Here is a 22654-nt window from a genome sequence, read left to right on the forward strand (position 1 = left end):
GGGGTTGGGGTTTTCCTGGGGGTTTTCTTTGGTGGCATTGGGGTCTCCTGGGGGTGTGGGGGGGGGGGGGGCCGGGGGGTGTGTCGGCTCGACGGCCGGACCCCGGTTCGGGGAAGGTCAGGTGGTCTGCTTGAAGGCGGCGTTGTAGTCGCCGCCGTGGGCCTCGATGGTGTTGTGGGCGTGCTGGGCGGCGGCCTGGACGGTTTCGGTGGGGACGTTGGGGTCGTTGACGGCGTCGCGGAGGGTGTTGATGAGGTGCTGTGCGGCGTCGTGGGGTGTAGTCACGGTGGTGTCCTTCCGGTGGGGTGGGGGTCCGGCCGTCTGTCGGCTCGGCGGCCGGACCCCGCGGGGAGGGTGGTCAGTGGGTCTCGGGCCTGGTGGCCTTGCGGTCGTCGTCGGTCACCTGGACGGTGAGGCCGGGGCGGTGCTTGCGGATGCGGCCGATGCGCTTGGTAGCGATGTCGGGGGCGTTGGTGCCGAACTCGTCGAGGAAGGTGCCGTCCTCGTCGGTGACGCGGTAGCGCTTGAACTTCACGGCGGGCTCCCCTCTCAGATGCCGCTGATGGCGGCGTTGGCTTCGGCGATGAGGTCGCGCGGGGCGAACTCCGTGTCGTAGTGGGCGTATTGGGCGCCGTACTCGCGGGCGAGGTCCTGCTGCTCGGCGGGGAGGGTGCGGAGGGCGGGGTTGGTGTCGGGGTCGGTGAGGCGCCGGACCGTTGCGGCGAGCGCCCCGAGGAGGTCGGTGCCCTCCCCGGTGGACCCGCCGAGGCAGTGCAGGACCGTCTGCGTCTGGCCCGGGGTGAGGTGGGCGAGGGCGAGGTTGCGGAGACCGGAGAGGATCTGGTCGAAGGCGGGGTGGGCGCCGGCGAGTTCCTCCAGGAGGGCCTGGTGGTCGTCGTCGAGCGGCGGCACCGTGGTGCGGGAGGCGGCCGGGAGGCCGTTGTGCAGGTCGGCCATCACCGGGTGCCGTCCTCATCGGTGGTACCGAGGACGAGGGCCTCGTACGAGCGGATCGCGGCTTCCTCGTCTGCGGCGTCCACGATCTCGCCGAGGAACGCGGCGGGGTCGATGCTCGCGAAGTGGTCCTCGATGTCGGCGACCAGCAGCGGGTCCAGGCCGTCGGTGTACGGGATGTTCGGCGCGTAGTCGTTGTGGTCGGCGACGGCCTGCACGGACTCGATGACCGCGCGGGTGTCCTCGCCGTTCAGTGCGGCTTCACCGAGGTACTCCCCCTCCGCGCTGCGCAGGATGACGCGCACTGCGGCCGGGCCGGTGCCGTTGAGGCGGTGAACCTGGGCGAGAAGGGCGAGCGCCAGCGCGTCCTTGTCCATCACGCACCTGCCGTCGCGCAGAGGCGGTCGCTGGTGGACCAAGCGGTACCGATGGTGTGCTCACGGCCGTCGTGCAGATTGCGGACGACGATGGCGAACTGCGAGCCGCGCCGGTTCAGCATCCGGCGCGCCTCGGCCGGGTCGGTGGTGACGTGGCGGACCTCGAAGGTGCCGTCGACGTTGTCGTACACGACACCCGGCCGGCGAGGGCCGACCGCGTCGGCGACCACCCGGCGCAAGGCCTCGGCGGTGTCGGGGTTGAAGGTGTCAGGAACTGTGGCGCGCGGCCTCATGGTGTCCTGCTGTACCGATTCTGTACGATCCACAGGGATCGACCTCCTGTTGTGGCAGGTAGGGCGGTTCAATTCCGATTCGGCGTTCGAGCGCCTGGTCGGGAGGTACGGCCCCGTCCGGCATGCGCCGGGTCGGGGCCGTATTGCTTGGCACACGACAGACTCTATACCAAACAGAGGCCTGTATCTAGTACAGTGGAGGAAATCAGTGAAACCGAAGGAGGATCGATGGCAGAGTCCGCGTTTCGCCGCGTAGCGGGAGAGCTGCGCGCTGCGATTGAGGCGGGGACGTACCCGCCGGGCGCGGCCCTGCCGACCGTCCAGGAGATCGCCGACCGATTCGAGGTCTCCAAGCAGACCGCCCACAACGCAATCAAGGCCCTCGCCAACGAGGGGTTGGTGCGCGTCCAGTACCGGCGCGGCTCGTACGTCCGAGAACTGCCGCGAGAGCGCGCGATCATTCGGGACCGCTGCGTATACCGGGATGAGCTCGGCTACTTCTTCGACCGGAACGCCGCCGACTGGAGCGCGGTAGGTACACCGACCCGCGGCCTGGGCGTACCGCCGAACCATGTCGCCGACCTGCTGGGAATTCCCCAGGGCGAAGACGTCGTCGTACGGGATCGACAGATGGGGCCGGCCGGAGCAGTACGGCCGCTCCAGTTGGCCACCAGCTACATCCCGGTCGCTGTCGCGTCGGATATCCCTGCGCTGCGCGCGGAACAGACCGGGCCCGGAGGGATCTACGACCGGATCGAGGAGCACTTCGACGCGTCGATCGACTGGCGCGAGACGATCTCCGCCCGGCTGCCCAGTGATGCAGAACAGGATCTGCTGGGAGTGCCGCCGACGGTGCCGGTGCTGGTCGTGACGCGTGAGTCGCGGGTCTACCGCAAGGGCGAGTGGCTCGTTGTAGAGGTTAACGAGACTCGTATGCCCGCCGAGCAGTTCGCGGTGTCCTACAGCGTGCAGCGCGATGCATCGGCCGTATGGCCGCGAGAGGAGGCTGCCTGAGACAGGAACGGCCGACCGGTGTAGAGACCGGCCGACCGCCCCATGCCGGCGCCCTGCGACGAACACCGGCTCAACAGACCGCCCGTATGAGGAGAGGCTGTCGCGAAGAATGCTACGCGCTTTGATGGGACACGTGAAAAGTCTCGGGGGGTCATTTCGATGACCGCCGAGTTCGAATACCCCGATTTCGTCACTTTCGAGGCCGGTGCCCGATTGCTGGTCACCACCGGCATCGACCCGAACGCCACTGCGGGATCCGTACGCCACGTGGCGCGCACCAGATCGAACTGGCCCTTCGGCGACGGCGAGGAGCACCCGCACCAGTACGTGCGCCAGGCAAACGCACGCGCCATGCGCACGAGCGTCCTCCTCGCGTACTTCAAGGAAAATCCGCCCAACCCGGCACGACGGGGGCCCGACAAGAAGCCGCGGGCCAAGCCCAACGGCGCGCCGTGAGCGCGTTAGCCGCCGGGCCAGAGACGTCCTTGGGAAAACGCGAACGGCCGACAAGAGCAGGACGCTCGTCGGCCGTTCAAGCAACAACGCGGGGGGCAACCCGCGGATGTAGGCAGCCGACTGGTGAAAGAAGGCGTGCTCGTTGAGCGTATCGCGAGACTCGCAGCAACACAGCTCCGCACTGCCTGAGGCAGAGCAGGTGCAGCTGTGACATCCACCCCACCGGCCAAAGAGCCGCACTACACGAAGATCGCGGAATGGGTCAGTGAATGCGGGGCGAACGGCATGGAAGCGGCCGTCTACCAGCACCTCGCCAAGCGCCTGCACCACGCGAGCGGATCCCGGCAAGTGGACCCAAGCCGTGCCCGCCTGGCGAACGACGTCGGCCTGAAGAAGCCGGACGACGTCGACCCGTACCTGCGCGCACTCGCGGTACTGGGCGCGATCGTCATACACGCCAAGAAGGGCGTCCGCACGACCTACGAACTCCCCCTGTGGCCCCCGGACGGGTACGACGGGCCGCTGAACACCTTCGCCGCGGACAAGTGGCAGAAGGACGATCCGGCGGCCTACAAGGCGTGGCGGGCAGAGCGCCGCGCCATCGTCGAAGCGGCGGAGGCGCCGTACGCCGTGAAGAAGCGCGCCCGGGTCGCCAAGACAGCAGCACGCAAGAAGGCCAACACGGCTACCGACGTACCCGTTGCAACGGGTAGGTCCGAGGAAAACGACGTACCCGTTGCAACGGGTAGGCACCAACCCGTTGCAACGGGTACCCACCGACCCGTTGCAACGGGTACGAACCAGGACGACAGAAACGAGCAGACGAATACGGGTGACGGCCGTAGGCCAACCACAGGTAGTAGCGAGCTGAGCGGTGGCGGCTGCGCCGCGACAGCACAAGCAGATCCACCGGTTGAGAAGGCAAAACCCGCCGACCTCGGGGCTGTCGTACGCACCATCCCGCCCCTGCTGGTCACGCAGTTGGAGCAGGACTGGCCCCGCGGTCTGCCCACCGAGGTGAACACCCTGATCGAGAAGGTTCTCCTCGAGGAGATGCGCACCGTCGAGCAGGTGACGGAGCGCATGCGCCGCCGCTGGGAGGAGTTCGGCTACGAGGTCGACGCCTACGACGGTTCGGGCAACGGCATCCGGTCGGCACTGGGTGTCCTGGAGGAACTGCTCTCCACCTCGAAGTGCTGGGGCAACAACGTGTTCTGCGAGGACGGCGCCGACCTGAACACAGGGGCCGTGTGCCCGCGGTGCGAGGAGGCCCGGCTCGCGAAGCTGGCGGCCGACGGTCAGGCCAGGCCGCACCCACAGGACGGTGAACCAGTCCCTGGGCCGCGCCGGCCTGCCGATCCTGAGCGGGACCCGTTGCGGTACTGCTTGCGGTGTGACGACCGGGCGTTCCGTGCACCTGAGCCGGGCCTGTGTGTTCCCTGCACGAGAGCGGTCGCGGAAGAAGCGCCCGTGCTGCGCTGACACCTCTCGCCATATCGTATTGCGCGTGCACCATAATATGGATACGGTGGATGCACCCAGGCGGGGACTCGGGCAAGGAGCCCCGCCTGGGCCACTTCGCACCCCAGCAGCCAAAAGGCCGATGGACCCCCCATCGTCCTGTATCCGACTGCTGCGGAAGAGGCCAAGTTGAGCCGCTCCATCGAAATGATTCAGGCCACGATGCACAACCCGGAACCCGCGGCTTGGGTTCTCATTGCCATGCTGCTGGCCGCCACACTGGATCCAGCAACGCTCGAACAACTCGCGACCGCCACCAGCGTGGTCACCGGAATTGCTTCCCTGCGCCCCACGAGGGGCAAGTAGGGCAGCCGGGTTGCCCCTGCTTGTACCAGGGGCAACCCCACCCGACCTGACCACGGGGGAAGCCGAGGCTGCGATCCGCTCGGCTTCCCCCCGGGCGAGAACTCGCTCCACGCCCATCCCGTACGAGCTCACGGGCCCTGGCCGCACACATGTGGTGTCCAACAGAGGCCTCCTCGACGGGTGGGTGCGGCGTCACGAACGTGCTCGCTCCACCGTTGTAGGCCCGCCACCCCTGCCCCCGGGAGCCCCGGCACGGGGCCCCAGCGGCTGGCCCCGCAGGCCCCATCCGGGTCATGCTGGGGCGGCCGACAACAGCCCCCGCACGGGGCGGAGTTGCACAAGGGGGATGATCAGGAGATGGCGCAGCGCCCGAACGACCTGAACCCGGACGCCGGGCCGTGGGAGCGGTGGGGATCCGAACTCCGGCAGACCCGTGAAGCGCGCGGCATGTCCCAACAGGCGTTAAGCCGCAAGGCGCACTGCGACCGCGGGCACCTGGGCCGATTCGAGCGGGCAGAGCGGCCCGTCCCCCGCGCAACCGCCGTGGACCTCGACCGGGCACTCGACGCATGCGGTGCCCTGGTCCGGGGCTGGGACGTCGCACACCGTTTGGCCCCTCGTACTTTCACGGCCGCGGCGGGACCGGGGCCCGGGGTGGTGTCCAGCCCTCGCACAACGGGCCATGGGGCCAGCCCCTTCCTGGATGGGGCCAACCCCCCGGCGGACCTGGCCCGCACCCCCTGGGGGCAGGCAGGCTCAGAGCATGACGACACGGACACAGAGGTCGTCCCCTGCCGCATCAACGGAAGGATCGTCTTCGTGCCCGTGCCCCGACGTACCGTGCTGGCCTCCGGACTGGCCGGCCTCGCCGCCGCACTCCCCCACACCCCCGCCGCAGCCGCCCGGCCCGTCTACGCACCAGGCCCGGGCGCCTCCCCTGTGGAGGAGTACACGCAGCTGCGACGGGTCCTGATCCAGTCCGACAACCTCATGGGCCCCCGCCACGTCCTCCCCGCGGTGCAGCAGCGCCTGGCCATGCTCACCGGGCACCGCAAGCACGCCCGCGGCGCCGACGCCGCCCGCCTCCTCGCGCTGGAGACCCGCTACGAGGAGCTCGCCGGGTGGCTGGCGCAGGACATCGGCGACACCCGCACCGCGTACGGGCACACCTCCCGCGCCCTGACCGCCTCCCACATGACGGGCGACAGCGACCTGACGGCGTACATCCTCGGCCGCCAGGCCCAACTCGCCGCGGACACCGGGAACCCGCACGACGCCCTCGGCCTGGCCACCGCCGCTCGCCGCACCGCCATGCCCGGCAGCCGCCTCGAAGTCATCGCGGTCGTGCACCAGGCCCACGCCCACAGCGTCCTCGGTGACGAGACGCAGGGGCTCCGCGGGTACGACACCGCGCTGTCCCTCCTCGAGCGCACCGACGGCGACGGGGTATGGGGGTCGTGGCTCGACGCACCGTACGTGCACACCGCCCGGGCGCGGTCGCTGGCCGCCCTCGGCCACCACGACCAGGCCGTGACCGGGTTCACCGAGGCGATTGCCGCCGTACCGGTTGCGTACCGGCGGGACCGGGGCGTCTACCAGGCCCGTACGGCCCGCTCGCTCGCCGGAACGGGGGACCACGCCAAGGCCGCCGAGGTCGCCCTCCAGGCCGTGAACATCGCGGCGGAGACCGGGTCGGCGCGCATCATCGGGCAGCTCGCGAAGCTCGACGAAGCGCTCGTTCCCGTGGCCGGCGTCCCGCAGGTCGCCGAGTTCCGTTCCGCCCTGGACCGCATCGTGCTGCACCCGCCGACGCCCGCAGCCCCGTAAGCCCGACCCGGTCTCCGCCCGCCCCTACGCCGCCCTGGAGCTGCCCTGTGCCCCGCCCCCGCGTCCTGCTGTCCGCTGCCGTCTCGCTCGACGGGTACCTCGACACCCGTCCCGGCGAAGACCGGCTGATGCTGTCCAACGCCGCCGACTTCGACCGGGTCGACGCGGAAAGGGCGGCATCCGACGCGATCCTCGTCGGCGCGGGCACGCTCCGGGCCGACAACCCGCGCCTGCTGGTCAAGTCCGAAGAGCGTCGTGCCCAGCGGGTCGCAGCCGGCCTGCCGGAGTACCCGCTGAAGCTGACCATCACCCGGACCGGCGACCTCGACCCGAACTGGAACTTCTGGCACCACGGAGGCCACAAAGCGGTCCTCGCCGTAGGAGAAGAAGCCCGGAAGAAGGCGCAGGAGGCGCTGGGTGACCTCGCGTCCGTGCAGATCCTCCCGGACGGACACCTCACCTGGCTTGCTGCACTCGATGTGCTCGCCCAGGTAGGGGTGAAGCAGCTCATGGTCGAGGGCGGCGGCACCATCCACACCCAGCTCCTTCAGCAAGGCCTCGCGGACGAGCTCCAGCTCGTTGTCGCGCCCCTCCTCGTCGGCCAGCCCGACGGCATCCGCATGCTCGGCCCCGCCGCATACCCGGGTGGCCCCACCCGCCGGATGCGGCTTCTGGAGACCCGGCAGATCGGCGACGTGGTACTCCTGCGGTACGCCCCCAAGGAAGACTCCCAGGAGTAGCTCATGACGTCCGCCTCGGAATGCGGCCAGCCCGGCCCCGACGCCCACCCCACGCTCGCCGACCAGGGCTGGCTCGCAGTCGCCTGCAACCTCGCCGCCCAATGCCCGCCCTCCACCACGGCGTTCAGTGTGGGCGCGGTCATCGTCGCGGCGGACGGCACGGAGCTGGCCCGGGGCTACTCCCGCGAGGCCGACCCGCACGACCACGCCGAGGAAGCCGCCCTCGCCAAGATTCCGGCCGATGACGACCGCTTGGCGGGCGCCACGGTCTACTCAAGCCTCGAGCCGTGCGCGAAGCGGGCCTCCCGTCCGCGCCCGTGCGCCGAGCTGATCCGGCAGGCGGGCATCCGCCGGGTGGTCACCGCGTGGCGGGAGCCGGACACCTTCGTCCCCGGCGCGGATGGCACCGAGCGCCTCGAGTCCGCCGGCGTCACCGTCATCGAGCTGCCCGAGTACGCGGCCGCGGCCAAGAAGCCGAACCGGCACCTGCTGAACTGACTGCGTGCGGCTACGGCTTGGAGCACTTCGCGCAGGGGCTATGCTGTGGGCGATGGCCGCAGCGTCGGCCCGGCTTCAGCCCACCGGCCCGTGAGCGGTGGGTGCTCACAGCCCCAGGTGCCTCGCATCAGCGCAGCAACCCCCCCTCCTTTCGGCATGCCCATCACGACTGGTGCGCCGGTACACGGGACTTTGCGTGCGCACCCATGGAGTCGTCATGGTCAAGAAGCACGCCCGGAAGAACGCCGCACGGAACCGCCGCCGTGAGCACGCCGGCGAGAACCACCGCCAGGCCGTCGACCGGGTTCGCCACGAGGAAGACCCCATGAAGGGGCACCACTTCTACACCGCGTTCCTGGATAACGGCTGGGAGGTCATGGCTCTGGTGGCCTATTGCACCTGCGGCTGGAGCGGCTCCGACGGTCTCCCCGGCCTGGACGAGAAGTGGGGCATCGCCCCAGCCCATGACTTCTCCCCGTTCGACAGGGGCGAAGCCGAAGAGGCGGCCATGCAGGAGTGGCTGGACGAGCACATCGCTTTCCTCGAAGAGGAATGGGAGCAGGAAGGAAAGTCCCGCCGGGAAGGGGTACCTGAGTAGTCCCCTCTGGAGCCACCAGAGCGACCGGTCACCGCTCCTGGCTGTGCGTCAGAAGCGATGCTGGAGAAGCCCGGCGGTGGCCAGTCCGGGGCCACTACGCTGCCGCCCATGACCTACCAGGACACCCCCGCCGACGAGGACGAGTACGAAGCTCCCGAGCCCCCTGCCGCAGTCAGGCAGGTTGAGAAGGCGCTGCGGGCGCTCGGCATCGACCCCGACAGCGGCGGCGCCTACGAACGGCCCGCCATCGCAGCCGGCCGCCTTCTCGCTGCCGCCGAAGTCCTCGCCCGCGACGTGACCTGCTCCCCCGACGACCCGAACGGGCAGGAGGCACTGCGCGACCTGATGCACGGCTTCTTCGGCTTCGTGGTCGCGTTCAGCAGCGGCGGACCCACGAACATGTCGTCGGCATTGCGCGGTGCGCTCCTCCAGGACCGACTGCGCCGCTCCGAGTACCAGGCCACCCACACCATCACCGAGTCCGACGATCTCGTCTCCGCCCTGGACGAGGCGATCGAGGAGGCCGGACGGCTGCGCGCCATGCCCGGCATGTGTTGAACCCATAACCCGGTGGTCACCGCTCCCCCTGGCGCGCCCGGGTGCACGTGCGGGCGGGAGTGTCCGGAACGGACCCAACTGCCTTGCCCCTTACGGCAGACTGGCCGCCATGGACGAGCAGAAGACGTGCGACTGTCTGTGCGCGGTGAACCACGAAGGCGTAGGGGCATGCACCGGACGTGCGGCCGTGCCCGGCCTCACCGTAAAGGCCGGAAAGTCAGGCCAGACCCAGGTACAGGTGTGCAGGGAGTGCTACAGAGAGACCTCCCGGGTGAAGTCGGAGCGGATGGCCGCCCAGTTCGCTGCACTGCCGCCGGACGAACAGCGCGTCGCTGCCCTGCGCCTGAAGGCGGCCTTGTTGCGCACCCAGGCGACGGCCTGCGACATGGAAGCGGCCATGGTGAAAACCGCAGGGCAGATGCGCCTGTTCGTCGAGGCGTTCAACGAGTCCGTGGCACAGGACGTGGCAACGCATCCGGACCTCGCCGAGCTGAACGTGCTCCTGGACAACATGTACGACGATGCCAGCTTCAGCGAGGACGGCCAGGAAGGGGCCCGATGAAGCTTCGGGACGCGAACAGCAGGTGCAGGAGATCCGCGCCTTGATCACGGCGGCCAGAGTGACCGCCACCGACCTCCAGGCCCTCCTTCCCCAGGCCCACCTAGTGTGCGGCCGCTGCTCCCGGCCCCCGGAGGTGCCGGCCGTCCTCGGCCACCGCGATCACGGGCGGGCAGTCCGGGCAGGACATGAGGTCGGGACCGATCCAGCGCCATCCGCCGTCCCACAGGGCCGAGTGGTGCCGGTCTTCCGGCAGCGGTGCACTTGCCGCACACCGAGTGCAGGTGACGGACATCGGCTTCGTCTTCGGCATCAGTTCTTCCTTTCGGCCGGATCACCGCCAGGCTATCCGCCGGAAACTGCCTGACGGCCGGTGGGACGCCGGGCGCCGTCAGGAGCGGTGCCGGATACGGTCCAGGTCCGCGTCGAGGACCGCAAGGTCCGGGTGGTCCCGCAACTGCTGCTCGCGCGCCCACTCAGCAAGGTCGGCCTTGTGGGCGGCCCGGACCTCCTCGACGGTAACGCCCGCGAGCAGGGCGATGTCGTCCATGTCGTCCTCGCTGAGCCCGTTGTACCGGTTGGCAGGGGCGGTGGAGAACGCCATGTCTCGGGCGAAGCTGCACCCTGCCGCGGTGAGCTTCTCGTACAGCCACCGCCGGAACAGGGTGTCCTGGGACTCCCAGGCGGGATCGTAGTTGTCGTACTCGGGGTCGTCGTGGCCGGGGCCGATGAGGGGCATGGGCGGATTCCTTTCCGGAGTGGTGCTGGGGTATGCGGCGGTCCGGTGGGCCTGCGGCACGAAGCGCGCCTCCGCTACGCTCGATGCACCACGGCACAGGGAGGGGTTCACGGTGAGCAGCCAGGAATGGACCATCGACGGGATCGCCCACGCCCTGGGTGTCCCCGAGCAGCGCATGCAGTTCCTCCGCGACATCAACCTCACTCCCCTCCCCGACCTGCCTACGGTCATCGACCGGTGGGTGCGGCACGTGTCCGCGCTCGAGGCGGCGAAGCCCGCCATCGACACCCTGCGCGCGCAGGCGGCCGCCGGCGAGGACCTGCCCCCCGCCCTCCAGCACGACGACGCGTCCGCGGACGTCCTCGCCGGGTGGCGGGCGCAGGCCCGCGAGGCACTCCAGAGGCGTGGCGCTGCGTGAGCTGGACGGTCCTCTACAGCCCGCACACCGTCGACCAGCTCTCCGGCCTCCCCGACGACGCACGCCACGCCGCCCTGCAGCTCTTCGACCGCCTTGAGGCGGACCCGTACGCGCACACCGTGCCGTACGGCGAGGACGACGGCCTCACCCGGCAGGCCTGGTTCGGGGTGTGGGGAACGATGGTCGTGCTGTGCAACCCCATCACCCGCAGGATCACGCTGCTGTCCGTCGTGTGGACGTCCTGACGGTCGTGCCGGGTGACTCCGGGCCGTGCTGGCCCGTTGGGCGGGCATGGACGAGATGACCGTGGACGAACTGCTGGCCGACGGGGATGGGGCACACGAGCGGGTGCCGCTCGTGACCGAGGCGGAGGCCCGGGCCGTCCTGCTGCTCCTGGGACACCTGGACGAGGAAGTCCACCCGATGGTCGGTGAGTTGCGGATGCGGCTGGCCCGCCGGCTCCCTGCCCCGTAGGCGGCGCGCGGGGGTTACCTCACCGCGGGGCCCGGGCTCTGGAGGGATTGTCAGTGGTGCCTGGCATCCTCGAGCGGGTGGCCCGGCGGCGCCCTCCATGAAGCCGATGCTGCCGCCGGGCCACGGACACCCGCACCCCCGGGCAGGACGGCGGGGCGGGCCCGGAAACCGAATGGCCAATCTTTTTCTGGTTTCCGGAGGGGAAGGGCTGCCGCGAATTGCCACCGCGCTGCGATTTAGCGGCGGATCATCGCTCCTGCCCCTCCCCGCCGGATGAACCAGCAGGTTAGGTATTCCTAATCTCGGAATCGAAACGCCCTATTTGGGGGCGACGGCCCGAGATTATCCCAACCCTGGCGAAAGCGCTCCGACCTCGTGTCGCCGCTGGCCGGAAGCGTCCCGCCCGCACGATGATGCCCCACCCCTCCCCTCATTTCTTCGTACACTTTCTTTGAATAAATTCCGTACGAATTTATAGACTGCGAGCTCACAGCAAGCGCTCTCAACGGGGGGAACCGCATGACGAACAAGACCGCACTCAAAGCACTACTCAAGGCGCGCAGAGAACGCATCGACGCCGAAACCATGGGCTTCGTCCGCACCCCCGGACGCCAAGGGCGGCGCGCCCGCGGCCTCTCCCAGACCCAGGTCGACCAACTCATCAACCGGGCCGCCGGCGTCTACCACCGCCTCGAGACCGGCACCTACACCAACCCGCCCTTCGACCTCCTCGCCGACGTCGCCCGCCTCTTCCGCCTCGACGAGCAGGAGTGGGTGTCCCTGTGCCGCTACGCCCGCGCCTCCGACCCGCCCGCCCCCCTGTACCCCCGCTCCGGCAAGGAAGTCCCCGGCGCCTGGCAGGAAGCCGTCGACGGGATCTCCCACATGGCGTACGTCACCGACTGCTCCTGGCAACTCGTCGCCCACAACAAGGCGTTCGACGCCCTCTTCCCCTCCGGGACCCCTCCCGAAAACACGCTCCGCTGGATGCTCCTGGACCCCGCCGCCCGCACCACCCTCCAGAACTGGGACACCGACTGGGCACCCTTCGTCCTGCCGCAGCTGCGTACCGCGCTGGCCGCCCGCCCCCGCGACAGGGTGCTGCGCGCCATAGAGGCCGACGTCATGGCCGACCCCGTCACCGGGCCCCTGTACGAGCAGGGCGTCGCCTACATCCACCCCGACGGCGACATCCGCCCCCTCCACCACCCCCAGCACGGGCGGGGCTGGGTCACGATGTGCGCCGCCCAGCCGATGTCGGCCCCCGGCGCCCGCCTCATCGTGCTGATATTCCAGCCCGGTACCGAGCACGGCGGCCGCACGCCCATGCTCCGCGCCTGACACCCAGGCCCCGGGGGCCGGCCCTGCCGGTCCCCGCAACACCCCCGGCCCCGCCGGTCCGGCCCTGCTGGTCCCCGCCCTGCCACCGGCACCCCCAACCTTCCCGGCCCCGCCGGTCCGGCCCGCCGCCCCTGGCCGCGCGCCCGCCCTCTGACCGGCGGGAAACAGCCACCCCGCACGGCACCCTGGCCACCCCCCACCCAGGGCCCGGGTGCCCGGCCAGGCACTCTCTTTCCCCCGTCCGGGGAATACCAGCCAACTCTCCCGTAAGTTGTGGCCACCCCCCACGGTGCCCCCGACCTCTACCCAGTGGGAGCAGACCATGACCGGCACCTCCATAAGCCGCCCCGCCGTCGTCCTGGCTGACCACCAGGTCACCACGGAGCACCTCCTCGAAGACCTCCAGCGACGCCACCACGACCACCCGCGCCTGGGCGCGTTCCTGCGCGTCGTCGCCAACTGCGGGGTGAACACCCGCTACCTGACCCGCCCCCTCGACGACCACAGCCTCAGCGCCGACGCCACCGTCCAAGAGCGCACCACCACCGCCTTCAACGACGCCCTGGCCATGGGCGAACGCGCCGCCCGCCAGGTCCTCGACGACCACCACCTCACCCCCGCCGACGTGGACGCCGTCATCACCAGCCACACCACCAGCTGGGGCATCCCCAACATGGACGTCCGCCTGACCAACGCCCTGGGCCTGCGCCCCGACGTCCGCCACCTCGCGATGACGACGCTCGCCTGCGCCGGCGGTGCCCAAGCCCTCATACGGGCCACCGACATGGTCACCGCCCGCCCCGGCACCACCGTCCTCGTCGTCATCACCGAAGCGATATCCAGCGTCTGCACCAACCCCCACGACACCAGCATCGAAGCGATCATCTACCGGGCCCTCTTCGGAGACTCCGCGGGCGCCGTCCTCGTCACCACAGACCCCCTCGGCCCCGGCCTGCGCGTCGAAGACACCTGGGAGTACACCCTCCCCGCCTCCACCGACCGCTACTACGGCCGCCTCGACCACACCGGCCTCCACTTCGACAGCACGAAGGCCGCCATCAAAGCCGCCGGAGACGTCCTCCCCCACCTCCTGGGCTGGCTCGGCCGCCACGACGTCCTCGACTTCGCCGTCATCCACCCCGGCAGCCCCCGCATCATCAGCGACGTCGCCCACGGCCTGGGCCTCGACCTCGAGGACGCCCGCCACTCCCACGCCTCCCTCGCCGAGAACGGCAACCTCGGCGGGATCGCCGTCCTCGACGTCCTGCGCCGCACACACGAAAAGCCCCCCGCCGACAGGTCGACGGGGGTCATGGCCGCATTCGGGCCCGGCTTCTCCACCGCGGCCCTGCGCGGCACCTGGCACTCCTGAGGACGGGCGGCTACTCCCCCCGGATCCGCGTCACAGAAACGGTGGCATGCCGCGTGGTGCCGGCCAGCACCTCCACCAGCAACCCGGGGGCACACGGGGTGTAGCGCTCCCCGGCCTCGGTCCGCACCGGGGCCGCCGGACCGGACCCGGCAAGGTGCCGGACCACTTCGACACGAACCGGGGCCGTGATCCGGCGGGACAAGGCGATACGCCCGTCGGGCAGCCGGACCGCGAGCGCCACCGGGTGGGCGCGGGTCCCGGTGAAACCGACAACCTCGCTATCCTCGGTATCCGCATGCCGGCACTTCATCCACCCACGCCGCCCTCCCGGATAAGCAGCGTCCAACCTCTTGATTACCAGGCCTTCGATTCCCATTTCCGGCAGCTGCTCCCACCACAGCCGCGCCACTTCCACGTCCTCCGTCATCGGGACCGGCTGGAGCGGCGGCCCCAGCGGGGCAAGCACCTCGAGGAGACGCGCCCTCCTTTCGCGGTACGGGCGTCCCCGTAGATCGCCGTCCGCGGTGCGCAGGATGTCGAACGCGGCGAACGAGGCGGGCAGCTTCTGGATGAGGGCTGCAGTACGAGTGGCGCCTGCGGAGGCGCGGCTGCGGACGGCCCCGAAGTCCAGGCGGCCCTCCCGGTAGATAACTGCCTCGCCGTCCAGAAGAACACCGGGCGGCAGGTCCATCGCGGCGACCGCCAGGTCCATCCACGTCGACGTGACGACCCGCCCGGACTTGGACCGCAACACCGTCGAGTGCTCACCCCGCCAGATCGTCACCCGGTCCCCGTCGAACTTCGGCTCATACGCCAACAGACCGGGCCCGACGGGCAAAGTGTCCACGGCCTGGGCGAGAGCCAGGGTGATCGGGGCGTCCATGCCCCCACCCTCCGACGACCTGCCGTCACCCGCGCGCGGTACTAGCCCGACAACCGGAGCGCCAGAAGGCAGGACTTCCCCTACCGTCGCCACACGTTGACCTTCTCGGTGCTCAGCAGCGGCGCCCCGTCCGGGCCCTTCACGTATGCGGGCACGTAGGTCTGGCGGCGCAGGGACTGCCTGGGCCCGTAGGCCTGGTTGCGCCAGTGCCCGGACACCACCCACCGGTGCCGGTACGTGCGCCCGTCACTCGCTCCGTCGGGTTCCTGGCCGTTGGGCGTGTACTGGCGGCGCAGATCTACAACCGTCACGTCTGGAGACGGCAGCCCGTCGCGCGCGTATGCCCGGCGGGTGGGCCCCTTCGGGCGCTCTTGCGAGCGGTCGACGAGCTGGGGCTGTTGCATCAGCAGCCACGCGGCGGCCAGGGCCCCGAACAGTGCCACCGGGGCGCCGTCGAGGTCCGCCATCGGGTGCGGTTCGGCGGTGACCGGGGCCGCGTAGGACACCATCGGAATCAGCGGTGGCACCTCATCTGGGGCCACGGTCCTGCCCGTGCCGTGCAAGCGCTGTTCGAGGTAGCGGCGGTCCATGTACATGCCGACCTCGCACCCTGCTCTGCTCGGTCCCCACGTCATCGCGTGCACGGGCATCTCCACACCCTGCGCGTCGAGCATGCCGATGCCGCCGTCGAAGTAGACCAGCCCGCACGCGGAGGGCCGGTCCGCAGTCGCCCACCGTGCCGCGGCGAGCTTGCTGCCTGCCGACATGGCAAGCGAGGCCATGTCTGCGGTCACCCAGTAGAGGTCCGCTGCCCGCACGTGCGACGTTGCGACCTCCAGGCCCGGCCGGCTCTCCTCGCCGGTCTTGCTGCGCAGCGCGGACGCCGGGTCTTCGAGATGCCGCAGGAGCTGGGTGCGGACTCTGGGCAGGCCGCTGGGGCGCACGCTCACGACGGCTGAGTGGGCAGGGCGTCGATGTTGCCCTGCTGGCAGGCGTCGATGACCGCGAGCGTCTGGCCGGCCGACCAGCTACGGACAGCCTTCGCCAGCACGTGGCCGTCGGCGAGCTCCAGGTCCTCGCTCGCCTCCGCGACCTCATCGGCGAGGAGGCCGGAGGGGTCGTTCAGCCAGGCGTGGTCGATGAAAATGGCGCGCACCACGAACGCGAGCGCCTGCCACTGTTCGCTGGGCAGCGGAGGAAGGGATGCGCGCAGCTCCTCCAGGATGCGGTCCGTGGCTCCGACAGGCAGGGTGCGCGCGGGGCTTCCCTGCCGGGCCCGGCGCAGTGCGACGTCGACCTGGAGGACATTCACCCCCAGCCAGTCCGCTACCACGGGCCGCCCGCCGCGCGGCAGGGCTTCCACGGCGGCACGGATGGCGTGCGCCCGCTCATCTGCTGCCAGTTCCACCCGGAAGCGGGCTTCCTCGGCGCGGGCGGCGGCTGCGGCCACGGCGGCGAGGAGTTGCGCCCGGACGTCGTCATGCTCGGTGGTCATCGGCAAAAGGGCCTTCCTGGGCAGAGGGGTGCGGGACCAATGAGTGGAGCGGTCCCGCACGGGTGGGTGGGTCAGGCGTCGATGTCGTGCTTCTGGACGATCGGCCCGAGGTCGATCTCCGCGATGGCGCCCTTGATGTCGAAGTCGCCGATCTCGTCGGAGTAGTTCGGGTCGGTGCGGTGCAGGCCGAGGAACTCGTCACCGGTCAGGTAGATCCCGTCGGGGAGGGCGGCGTCGACGGCGGCGCGGTAGTCGTCCGCGATGGCCTTGGTCGCGCCTGCCTCGTCCATGCGCTCGCACCAGTCGGTGCCGCCGCCGTTCATGTAGTCGGCGATGTCGCTCTCGGGGTTGAGGTTGCTGCCGGTGTGGTTGTACCAGCTGCCGTATCCGGTGGTGATCATGTTGGGCTCCTTGTGGGGTGGAGGGTTCAGAGGGCGGCGATGGCCGTGCGGATGCCGGTGACGACGGCGTCCCAGACGTCCTGGCGGGTGGCGACGCGGGACTCGCTGTAGCCGTAGCGGACGTGGAGCTTGCCGTCGGCGGCGTCGAACCAGACCTTGTCGATCGAGTCCAGCAGCTTGTGCGCCTGGCGGTTGGAGACGCCTTCGCCCTGGTAGGAGGCGGAGGAGATGTTGCCCGTACCGAAGTGGGTGGTCTCGATCCCGGCGAGCTCGGCCCAGTTGTTGAAGTACACGCGGTCCATGTCGCCCCGCTGCCAGCGGTTACCGCCGATGGCCTGCATGTTCTCGACCGTCCACACGGGGGCCTGAGCCTTGCGGGCGGTGCGGCGGGCACCGATGGCGATGCGGCGGGCGAGGGAGACGGTGTCGATGACCCAGCGGCCGGCCGTCTTCGTGGCGGCGACGACGCCCTTGCGGCACCAGGTACGGATGGTGGCGACGGTGACGTGGGCCTCGGTCGCGGCGGCGGTGGCGGTGAGTGCGGTCATCGTGTCCCCCTCGGGTTGGCGGGGCGCGTTCTCCCCGACACCCATGACTATGCCCTACCCCATAGCAATCTGTCTATGGGGTAGGGCATAGCTTTCTGGGAAGTCCGGAGGAACCTCCCCTAATCCAGCAGCCCCAGCGCCGTCTCCGGCCGGCACGCCGGGCACGGCTCCGCACCCTCGACAATCGCCCTCCTGGCCGCATCGATCCCGATCCCCTTGACCCGCCCGCCGTGCAGCCCGCAGTCCCCACGGTGAACAGCCCCCGGCCCACCGGCAGGGCTCGACTCGGCCAGCCACTCCGGCGCTGGCTGCGCGAGCAGCTCCTCCTCCCGCCGCCGGGACACCTCCGCCTCCTCCGCCACGCGGATCGCCGCCCGTATCCGCTCCAGCTGCATGGCGTGCCAGGTCTCCAACGTGAGGAGACGCGGCAGATCCGGGGGCAGATCGGACATGGTGCTCAGGCCGCCTGGGCCTTGTCGCGGGCGGCCGCCTTCAACGCGGACCGGGCAGCGACCAGGTCGCCGGATCCGGCGAGGGACTCCCAGTAGGCGTGGCCGCGGACTTCCTCCGACAGCTCACCGATCAGGGCGTACAGGCGCTCGCGCTCCGCGGCCTGCTCTTCGGTGTACCCGGGGCTCTCCGGGAACTCTTTGTAGCGGAGCTCACCGGTGTCCGGGTCGGGGGTGCGGTGCCGGGCGGTGTACCCCTCCGCGGGCTCGGCGGACCAGGGCAAGGTCTTGCCGAGCTCCTCGAGGTCGGCCCATGCCTGGTGGAGGCGGGTCTGCGCGTCGAGGAGGGCGGGCGGGAACGTGAAGGAGGCCATACCCGAATGCTACGTCTGTTCGAATATCGGAACGTGCAGACACCCCGATATCTGCGCCACACCCCACCCAGATGCGCCCACCCCCGCCCAGGGCGACGGTGGAGTCATGTCCGGATCACCCATCACCGTGCACCCACCCCGCGGCGAGACCGGCGGCCGCCGCGTCACCGCAGACGGAACCATCCTCGGCATGGCCTACTCCGACGGCGACCTGGCCGAGCTCCTCCGCCTCGCCGGCGTCGAGGACGCAGAAGACCTGGTGGCCGCTGACACCCCGTGGATCGAATGGCGGGGCGCAGCGGCACACGACTACGGATGGGGCGTCGGGGAGCCCGGGCACAGGCCGCCGCCGTCGTAGCCAGACCGGAGGCCTCAGGTCTGGTGCGCCGCTTCGGCCGGGGTAGCCGGTGCCTATGACGAACTGGCGGAAGTACGCCGTGGTGGCGCTCGTCTACGGCGTCGTGATGGGGGTGGGACGTGGGTTCCTCAAGGACTGGAACTGGGGGTGGGATGCGGCGGCGTACGGGGGGACAGCAGCGGGCGCGTACCTAGCGTGCGCTCTGGGCCTGGAGTGGTGGAAGCGGCGCCGCGAAGAGCGCCGAACCGCCACCAGGCGGGCTTGACCCAAGGTGCACGCACCCTGCCTGTTTCCTAGGCGGACGGGGCCTGGCTCCCGCTGAGGTACCGCGGGAGTACCACCTCCGCATGCCGTGCGAGCTGCCCGGCCATCACCGCGTTCGGCATCCGGTCCTGGGCCGTCTTCCGCAGCGTCGACAGCAGCCAGTCCGCCCCCAGCACGAACACCGGCGCCTCCCACCCGTCCACCCGGGCCGCCAGGTGCCCGCCGGGTATCGGAGAGCCGTGCACCACCAGGAGCGGCGCCACGTGGCCCACTGGTATCCCGACCGCGGCCGCCACCCGGTGCGCGTACGACACGACCGCCTCGACCTGACGGTGCCGGTCCTCCGCCCCGCAGCACACCCTCCCCCGTATCAGGGTGGTGGGCCGGCCCCGGTGCCACGCCTTCGTGTCCAGCACCACGACACCAGTGCCGCAGGGGGTCACGAGGATGGTGTCGAGGTTCGCCCTCGAGCCGGGTAACGCCCGGTCGTGCAGCACATGCCACCCCTCGGCCCGCAGCGGTTCCACCAGCCGGGCAGTCGCAGCCTCCCCAGCGGCCCCGTGAGCCCACCGGGCAGCCGCAACGTCCGCACGGACCATCGCCTTCGTACGGAGCCCGCAGAACGCGACCAGGCGCCGCCACACCCCCTTTCGCGCACCTGCCCGCAGAGCCGCCGCCTGCGCGGCCGCAGAGTTCACCGCGCTCACGCCGGCACCTCCCCCACGTGGCACGAGCACGTGCACCGCGCCTCACAGAACTTGCACCGCCCCGGACGCTTCTCCCCCTGCTGCCCGGTCATCGACTGGCAGTACGCGTGCTCCCCGTGGAAGCACCCCGTCGACAGGTACACGTGACCTGACGCCGCACGCGCCGACAACCGCCGGACCCGCATCTCGACGAACGTGTACAGGCACGCGCCCAGCAGGGTCAGGACCGCCAGGAGCAGCCACGGCACCCGCTTCCCGGGCTCGTGCGTCCACACGTACGGGATCAGCCCCGCAGCAAGCAGACCGATACCCCACAGGGCCCCCAGCAACGCCAACCGCTTCGCCGTGCTCAACCTTCTCCCCCACTCGTGTTGCTTCCGCCCTGGCCGGCCTCGACGACGGCACGCACCGCAGACCGGTACCGGCGCACCTTCGCCACCGTCTCGTCATCCCACCCGTGCCGGGCCGCCATCTCCTCCAACGCTCCGTGCACACACGTCCTGTTGTGCTCCGCGTCCTCACAGTCCCAGCCGACTAGGACGGCGTACAACCACGCATCGACCCAGTACTCCCCCCAGTCACGGCTGCTCGTAGTCAGGAGCCGCTCGAACCCCTCGAACATCGGGGCCAACTCGTCACGCACCGGGCCGCGCCAGTCGACGTCATCAAGCGCCGCCAGCACGGCGCCCGCCCGGGAGTACGCGTTGCGCCCCAGGGCGTGGCGGATGGCCTCGATCACCGTTGCGGTGCGGACGGTCTCGGGCAGCCGCCGCTCCCACGCGTCGACCATCTGACCAATCCGGGCGAGGGCGGCCTCGGCGTGTTCGGCCCGCTGGATCACGGTGTTCTGCCGCATCAGGCAGAACCGGTGGGCTGCTGCTTCGGTGGCCACCTCACCGACCGCACGCTCCAGCGCCTCGATGCGGAGGTACAGCCGGGCGAGTTCGCGGTCGGTGATGGTAGCGACGGAGCGGCGGGGCTCGATCATGCGGTGGGCTCCTCTGTCGCTTCTGCGGCGGTGATGTTGGCCAGACGCAGCAGCGCTACGGCATGGCAGTGGTCAGGCTCGCCCGGCTCCGGCAGCGGGCACGTGCACGCCAGGTCCTTGCCGCGCAGCAGGGGCAGGTCGGCAAGGATCCGGTCGCGTGCCTCGTCACCCTTGGGTGACGTCCACATGTTGCGGTCGCCGTCCAGCCAGGACTGGAAGGCACCGGACGCTGCTCGCCGTGCGGCTTCCGCGTCACCTGCGGGGGCGTAGCCGAGCTCGTAGGCCAAGGCCAGCGTGAATGGGTTGCCGAACCTGCTGGGTCGGCTGACGATCACGCAGTTCTCGGGCTTGCGCCAGCCCTTGGTGCGCTGGCGCTGGAGTCGTTCGGGCATCAGGAGGGCTCCTCGGTGGGGTCTTGGAAGGTGATCGGCTGGTCGCTGCGGTACCGCCAGGTGTCGAGGGGGTGGCGGGCAAACCACAGCAGGACATCCGTGCGCTGCACCGCCCGGGCGGCCCGGTAGCGGACGTTGGTGGGACGGGGGCGGCCGCTCTCGTACCTGACGCCGTCAAGGGCGCTCTCGCGTAGGGCCCAGGAGAGGGTGCGGTAGGCGGGCTTCCACCGGCCGACCACGTACCCCAGGGTGAGCGCGCAGAGGACGGCGAGGAGGATCACCGGCCCTCCCCCGTACGGGCCCAGGGCAGGGACAGGACGAGGTGGCCGCAGACGTGTGCGGTGGCGAGCACCATGACCACACCAGCGATGAGGACGGACGCCGGGTCGGGGAGGCTGGCGAGAGCGCGGAGCAAGGTGTTGAACGCGGCTTCCAGGGTCACGAGGTGCTCCCCTCGGCAGGCGTGCCGGTGCAGGTGACGGCGTCCGGGTCGCGGGTGATCCGCTCACCCCGGGGCATCTCGAACGGAGGTCGGCAGCAGCAGGGGCTGATGCCGTTATCGTCGGGGCCCGGGCACGCGTGGACGGTGGCGGGCGCGGGCGCCTCCCCGGGCTGCCGCTCGGCCTCGTCGGCCAGGCGGCCGCCATCGAGGAGGTCTCGGATGTCGCGTTGCGCCTCGCGGTATCCCTCACCGAACTCGCTGCGCGCGGTGACGACGTCACTCGTCATCCAGCTGCGGACTCGGGCGAGAACCGCAGTGGCCCGGTCGGCGCCTGCGGGGAGCACGGCCAGCACCGCGTCGGCGTGGCGCAGGTACTCCTGGAAGCTCGGGCTCTTCGTCTTGTCCCATCCCTCGGCCCACTGCCATCCATCCGCGTCGGCGAGCGTCTGGGCGATCCGGGCGCGGAGGGTGGTCTCCTCACAGCCCGCGCGCTTCTCGCCGGGCCAGGCCGGGACTGTGCCGCGCACCTTCTCGCACCTAACGCGGAGCCCAGTGTCGTCGCCGCCAGCAATCAGCTCCAGCCGCCCCCCGTACTCGTGCCACCCGTACACGAACTCCAGCCCGGGGGTTTCTGTCTCCTGGTGGAACTCGATTGCGGCGAGCTTCGCGGTGACCTCGTCGCTGTAGTGACCAAGTGTGGATTCGTCCTCGGCCCAAACGGTCCACACCTCTGCGATGCGGTCGCGGAGTTCGGCCCGGTCGGCGCCCACGGGGTGGAGGGCCAGCAGCGCGTCGGCGTGCTTCTGGTAGTCGTGCGGCTCCAGGCTTTCGAAGCGGAAGCCGTCGGCTTCGGCGCACGCGCGGCGGATCCGGTCGCGGAGGCTGGGGGTCTGCTCGGTCATCGCTGGCCCCCGTCCACGGACGGGTCGACCTCGGGGTGCGTGAACCGGACCGGTTTGCCCAGCCCTCGGGCGTATCGGATCTCCGCTTTCGTGGAGTCGCCAACGTAGTCCCCCACGACGATGACCCGGTGGGCCAGGCGGATCTTCTGCCGGTGCTGGTCGTCCAGGCGTGCCTTCAGTGCCTCCGCCTCGGCCGAGTCCTCCCACAGCCGGTGGGAGAGCTTCATGTTGCAGTCCGGCTTGAGGACCAAGGCGCCGGCCACGGACTCCTCGACCCCGACTTCGGCCATCTGGTCGGCGAACCGCATGGACCCGCACAGCACGACGACGTCGTTGATGCCGAGCCGTGCCATCGCGGATGTCAGCATCTCTTCGGGGGTGAGCAGCTGGGGGTACGGCATGGGAT

37 protein-coding genes and 2 pseudogenes are annotated in these 22654 nt (G+C 70.4%); 17 read left to right on the top strand and 22 right to left on the bottom strand.

What is annotated here, in order from left to right; genetic code table 11:
• Window positions 1–117: 117 nt before the first annotated feature.
• The 5 genes from ACFWVV_RS24355 to ACFWVV_RS24375 all read right to left on the bottom strand — a co-directional run bounded on the left by ACFWVV_RS24355 (window position 118) and on the right by ACFWVV_RS24375 (window position 1657).
• Entirely contained in the window at window positions 118–285 is a 168-nt protein-coding gene (locus ACFWVV_RS24355) for a hypothetical protein (protein ID WP_384354691.1), read from the bottom strand.
• Between the two features lie 73 nt (window positions 286–358).
• Window positions 359–535 (bottom strand): hypothetical protein, encoded by a 177-nt coding sequence (locus ACFWVV_RS24360; RefSeq protein ID WP_384354689.1) that lies wholly within the window; start codon window positions 533–535, stop codon window positions 359–361.
• A gap of 14 nt (window positions 536–549) precedes the next feature.
• The gene (locus ACFWVV_RS24365; RefSeq protein WP_384354687.1) at window positions 550–957 is read right to left on the bottom strand and encodes a hypothetical protein; all 408 of its coding nucleotides are present in this window, start codon (window positions 955–957) and stop codon (window positions 550–552) included.
• On the bottom strand, window positions 957–1331 hold the full coding sequence (locus ACFWVV_RS24370) for a hypothetical protein (RefSeq protein WP_384354685.1): 375 nt from the start codon (window positions 1329–1331) through the stop codon (window positions 957–959). The genes ACFWVV_RS24365 and ACFWVV_RS24370 overlap by 1 nt, the downstream gene beginning before the upstream one ends.
• Window positions 1331–1657 (bottom strand): hypothetical protein, encoded by a 327-nt coding sequence (locus tag ACFWVV_RS24375; RefSeq protein ID WP_384354683.1) that lies wholly within the window; start codon window positions 1655–1657, stop codon window positions 1331–1333. The genes ACFWVV_RS24370 and ACFWVV_RS24375 overlap by 1 nt, the downstream gene beginning before the upstream one ends.
• Before the next feature lie 195 nt (window positions 1658–1852).
• Here ACFWVV_RS24375 and ACFWVV_RS24380 point away from each other — a divergent pair, with 195 nt between their 5' ends.
• The 10 genes and pseudogenes from ACFWVV_RS24380 to ACFWVV_RS24425 all read left to right on the top strand — a co-directional run bounded on the left by ACFWVV_RS24380 (window position 1853) and on the right by ACFWVV_RS24425 (window position 9704).
• Complete coding sequence (locus tag ACFWVV_RS24380) at window positions 1853–2638, top strand: GntR family transcriptional regulator (RefSeq protein WP_384354681.1); 786 nt, start codon at window positions 1853–1855, stop codon at window positions 2636–2638.
• A 159-nt stretch (window positions 2639–2797) separates the two neighbouring features.
• Window positions 2798–3094, top strand: coding sequence for a hypothetical protein (locus ACFWVV_RS24385; protein ID WP_384354680.1), 297 nt, complete (start codon window positions 2798–2800; stop codon window positions 3092–3094).
• 207 nt (window positions 3095–3301) lie between these two features.
• Window positions 3302–4576: a hypothetical protein gene (locus tag ACFWVV_RS24390; RefSeq protein ID WP_384354678.1), complete on the top strand. Its 1275-nt coding sequence runs from the start codon at window positions 3302–3304 to the stop codon at window positions 4574–4576.
• Window positions 4577–4744: 168 nt separating this feature from the next.
• Complete coding sequence (locus ACFWVV_RS24395; RefSeq protein WP_384354676.1) at window positions 4745–4921, top strand: hypothetical protein; 177 nt, start codon at window positions 4745–4747, stop codon at window positions 4919–4921.
• A 357-nt stretch (window positions 4922–5278) separates the two neighbouring features.
• A pseudogene (locus tag ACFWVV_RS24400) lies at window positions 5279–5488 on the top strand (multiprotein-bridging factor 1 family protein); the annotation flags it as partial.
• Window positions 5489–5740: 252 nt separating this feature from the next.
• Window positions 5741–6748 carry a DNA-binding protein gene (locus ACFWVV_RS24405; protein WP_384354713.1) on the top strand — a complete coding sequence of 336 codons (1008 nt, stop codon included), beginning with the start codon at window positions 5741–5743 and terminating at the stop codon, window positions 6746–6748.
• Window positions 6749–6795: 47 nt separating this feature from the next.
• Window positions 6796–7986: pseudogene (locus ACFWVV_RS24410) on the top strand (dihydrofolate reductase family protein).
• 217 nt (window positions 7987–8203) lie between these two features.
• A complete protein-coding gene (locus ACFWVV_RS24415; RefSeq protein ID WP_384354674.1) occupies window positions 8204–8584 on the top strand; it encodes a hypothetical protein in 381 nt (126 codons plus the stop codon).
• A 108-nt stretch (window positions 8585–8692) separates the two neighbouring features.
• Window positions 8693–9142, top strand: coding sequence for a hypothetical protein (locus tag ACFWVV_RS24420; protein ID WP_384354672.1), 450 nt, complete (start codon window positions 8693–8695; stop codon window positions 9140–9142).
• Between the two features lie 109 nt (window positions 9143–9251).
• Window positions 9252–9704: a hypothetical protein gene (locus ACFWVV_RS24425; RefSeq protein WP_384354670.1), complete on the top strand. Its 453-nt coding sequence runs from the start codon at window positions 9252–9254 to the stop codon at window positions 9702–9704.
• A 100-nt stretch (window positions 9705–9804) separates the two neighbouring features.
• On the opposite strand, the gene ACFWVV_RS24430 is transcribed toward ACFWVV_RS24425, so the two are convergent.
• A complete protein-coding gene (locus tag ACFWVV_RS24430; protein ID WP_384354668.1) occupies window positions 9805–10014 on the bottom strand; it encodes a hypothetical protein in 210 nt (69 codons plus the stop codon).
• A gap of 78 nt (window positions 10015–10092) precedes the next feature.
• Window positions 10093–10440 (bottom strand): hypothetical protein, encoded by a 348-nt coding sequence (locus tag ACFWVV_RS24435; RefSeq protein ID WP_384354666.1) that lies wholly within the window; start codon window positions 10438–10440, stop codon window positions 10093–10095.
• Window positions 10441–10552: 112 nt separating this feature from the next.
• Between ACFWVV_RS24435 and ACFWVV_RS24440 the strand changes: the two genes are divergently transcribed.
• The 5 genes from ACFWVV_RS24440 (at window position 10553) to ACFWVV_RS24460 (ending at window position 14045) form a co-directional block, all read left to right on the top strand.
• Window positions 10553–10858 carry a hypothetical protein gene (locus ACFWVV_RS24440; RefSeq protein ID WP_384354664.1) on the top strand — a complete coding sequence of 102 codons (306 nt, stop codon included), beginning with the start codon at window positions 10553–10555 and terminating at the stop codon, window positions 10856–10858.
• Window positions 10855–11103, top strand: coding sequence for a hypothetical protein (locus ACFWVV_RS24445; protein ID WP_384354662.1), 249 nt, complete (start codon window positions 10855–10857; stop codon window positions 11101–11103). The genes ACFWVV_RS24440 and ACFWVV_RS24445 overlap by 4 nt, the downstream gene beginning before the upstream one ends.
• Window positions 11104–11149: 46 nt before the next feature.
• Window positions 11150–11332 (top strand): hypothetical protein, encoded by a 183-nt coding sequence (locus tag ACFWVV_RS24450; protein WP_384354660.1) that lies wholly within the window; start codon window positions 11150–11152, stop codon window positions 11330–11332.
• A gap of 519 nt (window positions 11333–11851) precedes the next feature.
• On the top strand, window positions 11852–12673 hold the full coding sequence (locus ACFWVV_RS24455; protein WP_384354658.1) for a helix-turn-helix domain-containing protein: 822 nt from the start codon (window positions 11852–11854) through the stop codon (window positions 12671–12673).
• A 322-nt stretch (window positions 12674–12995) separates the two neighbouring features.
• Window positions 12996–14045, top strand: coding sequence for a PhlD (locus tag ACFWVV_RS24460; RefSeq protein ID WP_384354656.1), 1050 nt, complete (start codon window positions 12996–12998; stop codon window positions 14043–14045).
• A 10-nt stretch (window positions 14046–14055) separates the two neighbouring features.
• Here the strand turns inward: ACFWVV_RS24460 and ACFWVV_RS24465 are convergent, their stop codons facing one another.
• From ACFWVV_RS24465 to ACFWVV_RS24495, 7 genes are all read right to left on the bottom strand, one after another.
• Complete coding sequence (locus ACFWVV_RS24465; protein ID WP_384354654.1) at window positions 14056–14928, bottom strand: hypothetical protein; 873 nt, start codon at window positions 14926–14928, stop codon at window positions 14056–14058.
• An 80-nt stretch (window positions 14929–15008) separates the two neighbouring features.
• On the bottom strand, window positions 15009–15878 hold the full coding sequence (locus tag ACFWVV_RS24470; RefSeq protein WP_384354652.1) for a hypothetical protein: 870 nt from the start codon (window positions 15876–15878) through the stop codon (window positions 15009–15011).
• Window positions 15875–16423, bottom strand: a complete 549-nt coding sequence (locus ACFWVV_RS24475) for a hypothetical protein (protein ID WP_384354648.1) — start codon at window positions 16421–16423, stop codon at window positions 15875–15877. The genes ACFWVV_RS24470 and ACFWVV_RS24475 overlap by 4 nt, the downstream gene beginning before the upstream one ends.
• Window positions 16424–16494: 71 nt before the next feature.
• Window positions 16495–16824 carry a hypothetical protein gene (locus ACFWVV_RS24480; protein WP_384354646.1) on the bottom strand — a complete coding sequence of 110 codons (330 nt, stop codon included), beginning with the start codon at window positions 16822–16824 and terminating at the stop codon, window positions 16495–16497.
• A gap of 26 nt (window positions 16825–16850) precedes the next feature.
• On the bottom strand, window positions 16851–17372 hold the full coding sequence (locus ACFWVV_RS24485) for a hypothetical protein (protein ID WP_384354644.1): 522 nt from the start codon (window positions 17370–17372) through the stop codon (window positions 16851–16853).
• A 119-nt stretch (window positions 17373–17491) separates the two neighbouring features.
• Window positions 17492–17824 carry a DUF6233 domain-containing protein gene (locus tag ACFWVV_RS24490; RefSeq protein WP_384354642.1) on the bottom strand — a complete coding sequence of 111 codons (333 nt, stop codon included), beginning with the start codon at window positions 17822–17824 and terminating at the stop codon, window positions 17492–17494.
• Window positions 17825–17829: 5 nt separating this feature from the next.
• On the bottom strand, window positions 17830–18195 hold the full coding sequence (locus ACFWVV_RS24495) for a hypothetical protein (protein WP_384354640.1): 366 nt from the start codon (window positions 18193–18195) through the stop codon (window positions 17830–17832).
• A gap of 106 nt (window positions 18196–18301) precedes the next feature.
• Here ACFWVV_RS24495 and ACFWVV_RS24500 point away from each other — a divergent pair, with 106 nt between their 5' ends.
• Both ACFWVV_RS24500 and ACFWVV_RS24505 read left to right on the top strand, forming a co-directional pair.
• On the top strand, window positions 18302–18553 hold the full coding sequence (locus tag ACFWVV_RS24500; RefSeq protein ID WP_384354638.1) for a hypothetical protein: 252 nt from the start codon (window positions 18302–18304) through the stop codon (window positions 18551–18553).
• Window positions 18554–18608: 55 nt separating this feature from the next.
• Window positions 18609–18818 carry a hypothetical protein gene (locus tag ACFWVV_RS24505; protein ID WP_384354636.1) on the top strand — a complete coding sequence of 70 codons (210 nt, stop codon included), beginning with the start codon at window positions 18609–18611 and terminating at the stop codon, window positions 18816–18818.
• Between the two features lie 28 nt (window positions 18819–18846).
• Here ACFWVV_RS24505 and ACFWVV_RS24510 read toward each other — a convergent pair whose 3' ends face one another.
• From ACFWVV_RS24510 to ACFWVV_RS24545, 8 genes are read right to left on the bottom strand one after another with little or no spacing between them, the layout of a single operon-like run.
• On the bottom strand, window positions 18847–19524 hold the full coding sequence (locus ACFWVV_RS24510) for a nuclease-related domain-containing protein (RefSeq protein WP_384354635.1): 678 nt from the start codon (window positions 19522–19524) through the stop codon (window positions 18847–18849).
• Window positions 19521–19877 (bottom strand): hypothetical protein, encoded by a 357-nt coding sequence (locus tag ACFWVV_RS24515; protein WP_384354633.1) that lies wholly within the window; start codon window positions 19875–19877, stop codon window positions 19521–19523. The genes ACFWVV_RS24510 and ACFWVV_RS24515 overlap by 4 nt, the downstream gene beginning before the upstream one ends.
• Window positions 19874–20512, bottom strand: coding sequence for a hypothetical protein (locus tag ACFWVV_RS24520; protein ID WP_384354631.1), 639 nt, complete (start codon window positions 20510–20512; stop codon window positions 19874–19876). The genes ACFWVV_RS24515 and ACFWVV_RS24520 overlap by 4 nt, the downstream gene beginning before the upstream one ends.
• Window positions 20509–20904: a DUF4326 domain-containing protein gene (locus ACFWVV_RS24525; RefSeq protein WP_384354629.1), complete on the bottom strand. Its 396-nt coding sequence runs from the start codon at window positions 20902–20904 to the stop codon at window positions 20509–20511. Before ACFWVV_RS24525 ends, ACFWVV_RS24520 begins: the two co-directional genes overlap by 4 nt.
• Window positions 20904–21185, bottom strand: a complete 282-nt coding sequence (locus tag ACFWVV_RS24530; protein WP_384354627.1) for a hypothetical protein — start codon at window positions 21183–21185, stop codon at window positions 20904–20906. Before ACFWVV_RS24530 ends, ACFWVV_RS24525 begins: the two co-directional genes overlap by 1 nt.
• Window positions 21182–21346 (bottom strand): hypothetical protein, encoded by a 165-nt coding sequence (locus ACFWVV_RS24535; protein WP_384354625.1) that lies wholly within the window; start codon window positions 21344–21346, stop codon window positions 21182–21184. The genes ACFWVV_RS24530 and ACFWVV_RS24535 overlap by 4 nt, the downstream gene beginning before the upstream one ends.
• Window positions 21343–22248 carry a hypothetical protein gene (locus ACFWVV_RS24540; RefSeq protein WP_384354623.1) on the bottom strand — a complete coding sequence of 302 codons (906 nt, stop codon included), beginning with the start codon at window positions 22246–22248 and terminating at the stop codon, window positions 21343–21345. The genes ACFWVV_RS24535 and ACFWVV_RS24540 overlap by 4 nt, the downstream gene beginning before the upstream one ends.
• On the bottom strand, window positions 22245–22649 hold the full coding sequence (locus tag ACFWVV_RS24545) for a hypothetical protein (RefSeq protein ID WP_384354621.1): 405 nt from the start codon (window positions 22647–22649) through the stop codon (window positions 22245–22247). The genes ACFWVV_RS24540 and ACFWVV_RS24545 overlap by 4 nt, the downstream gene beginning before the upstream one ends.
• Window positions 22650–22654: the final 5 nt, after the last annotated feature.

The organism is Streptomyces sp. NPDC058663 (assembly GCF_042716745.1).
In the GTDB taxonomy this organism is placed as follows: domain Bacteria; phylum Actinomycetota; class Actinomycetes; order Streptomycetales; family Streptomycetaceae; genus Streptomyces.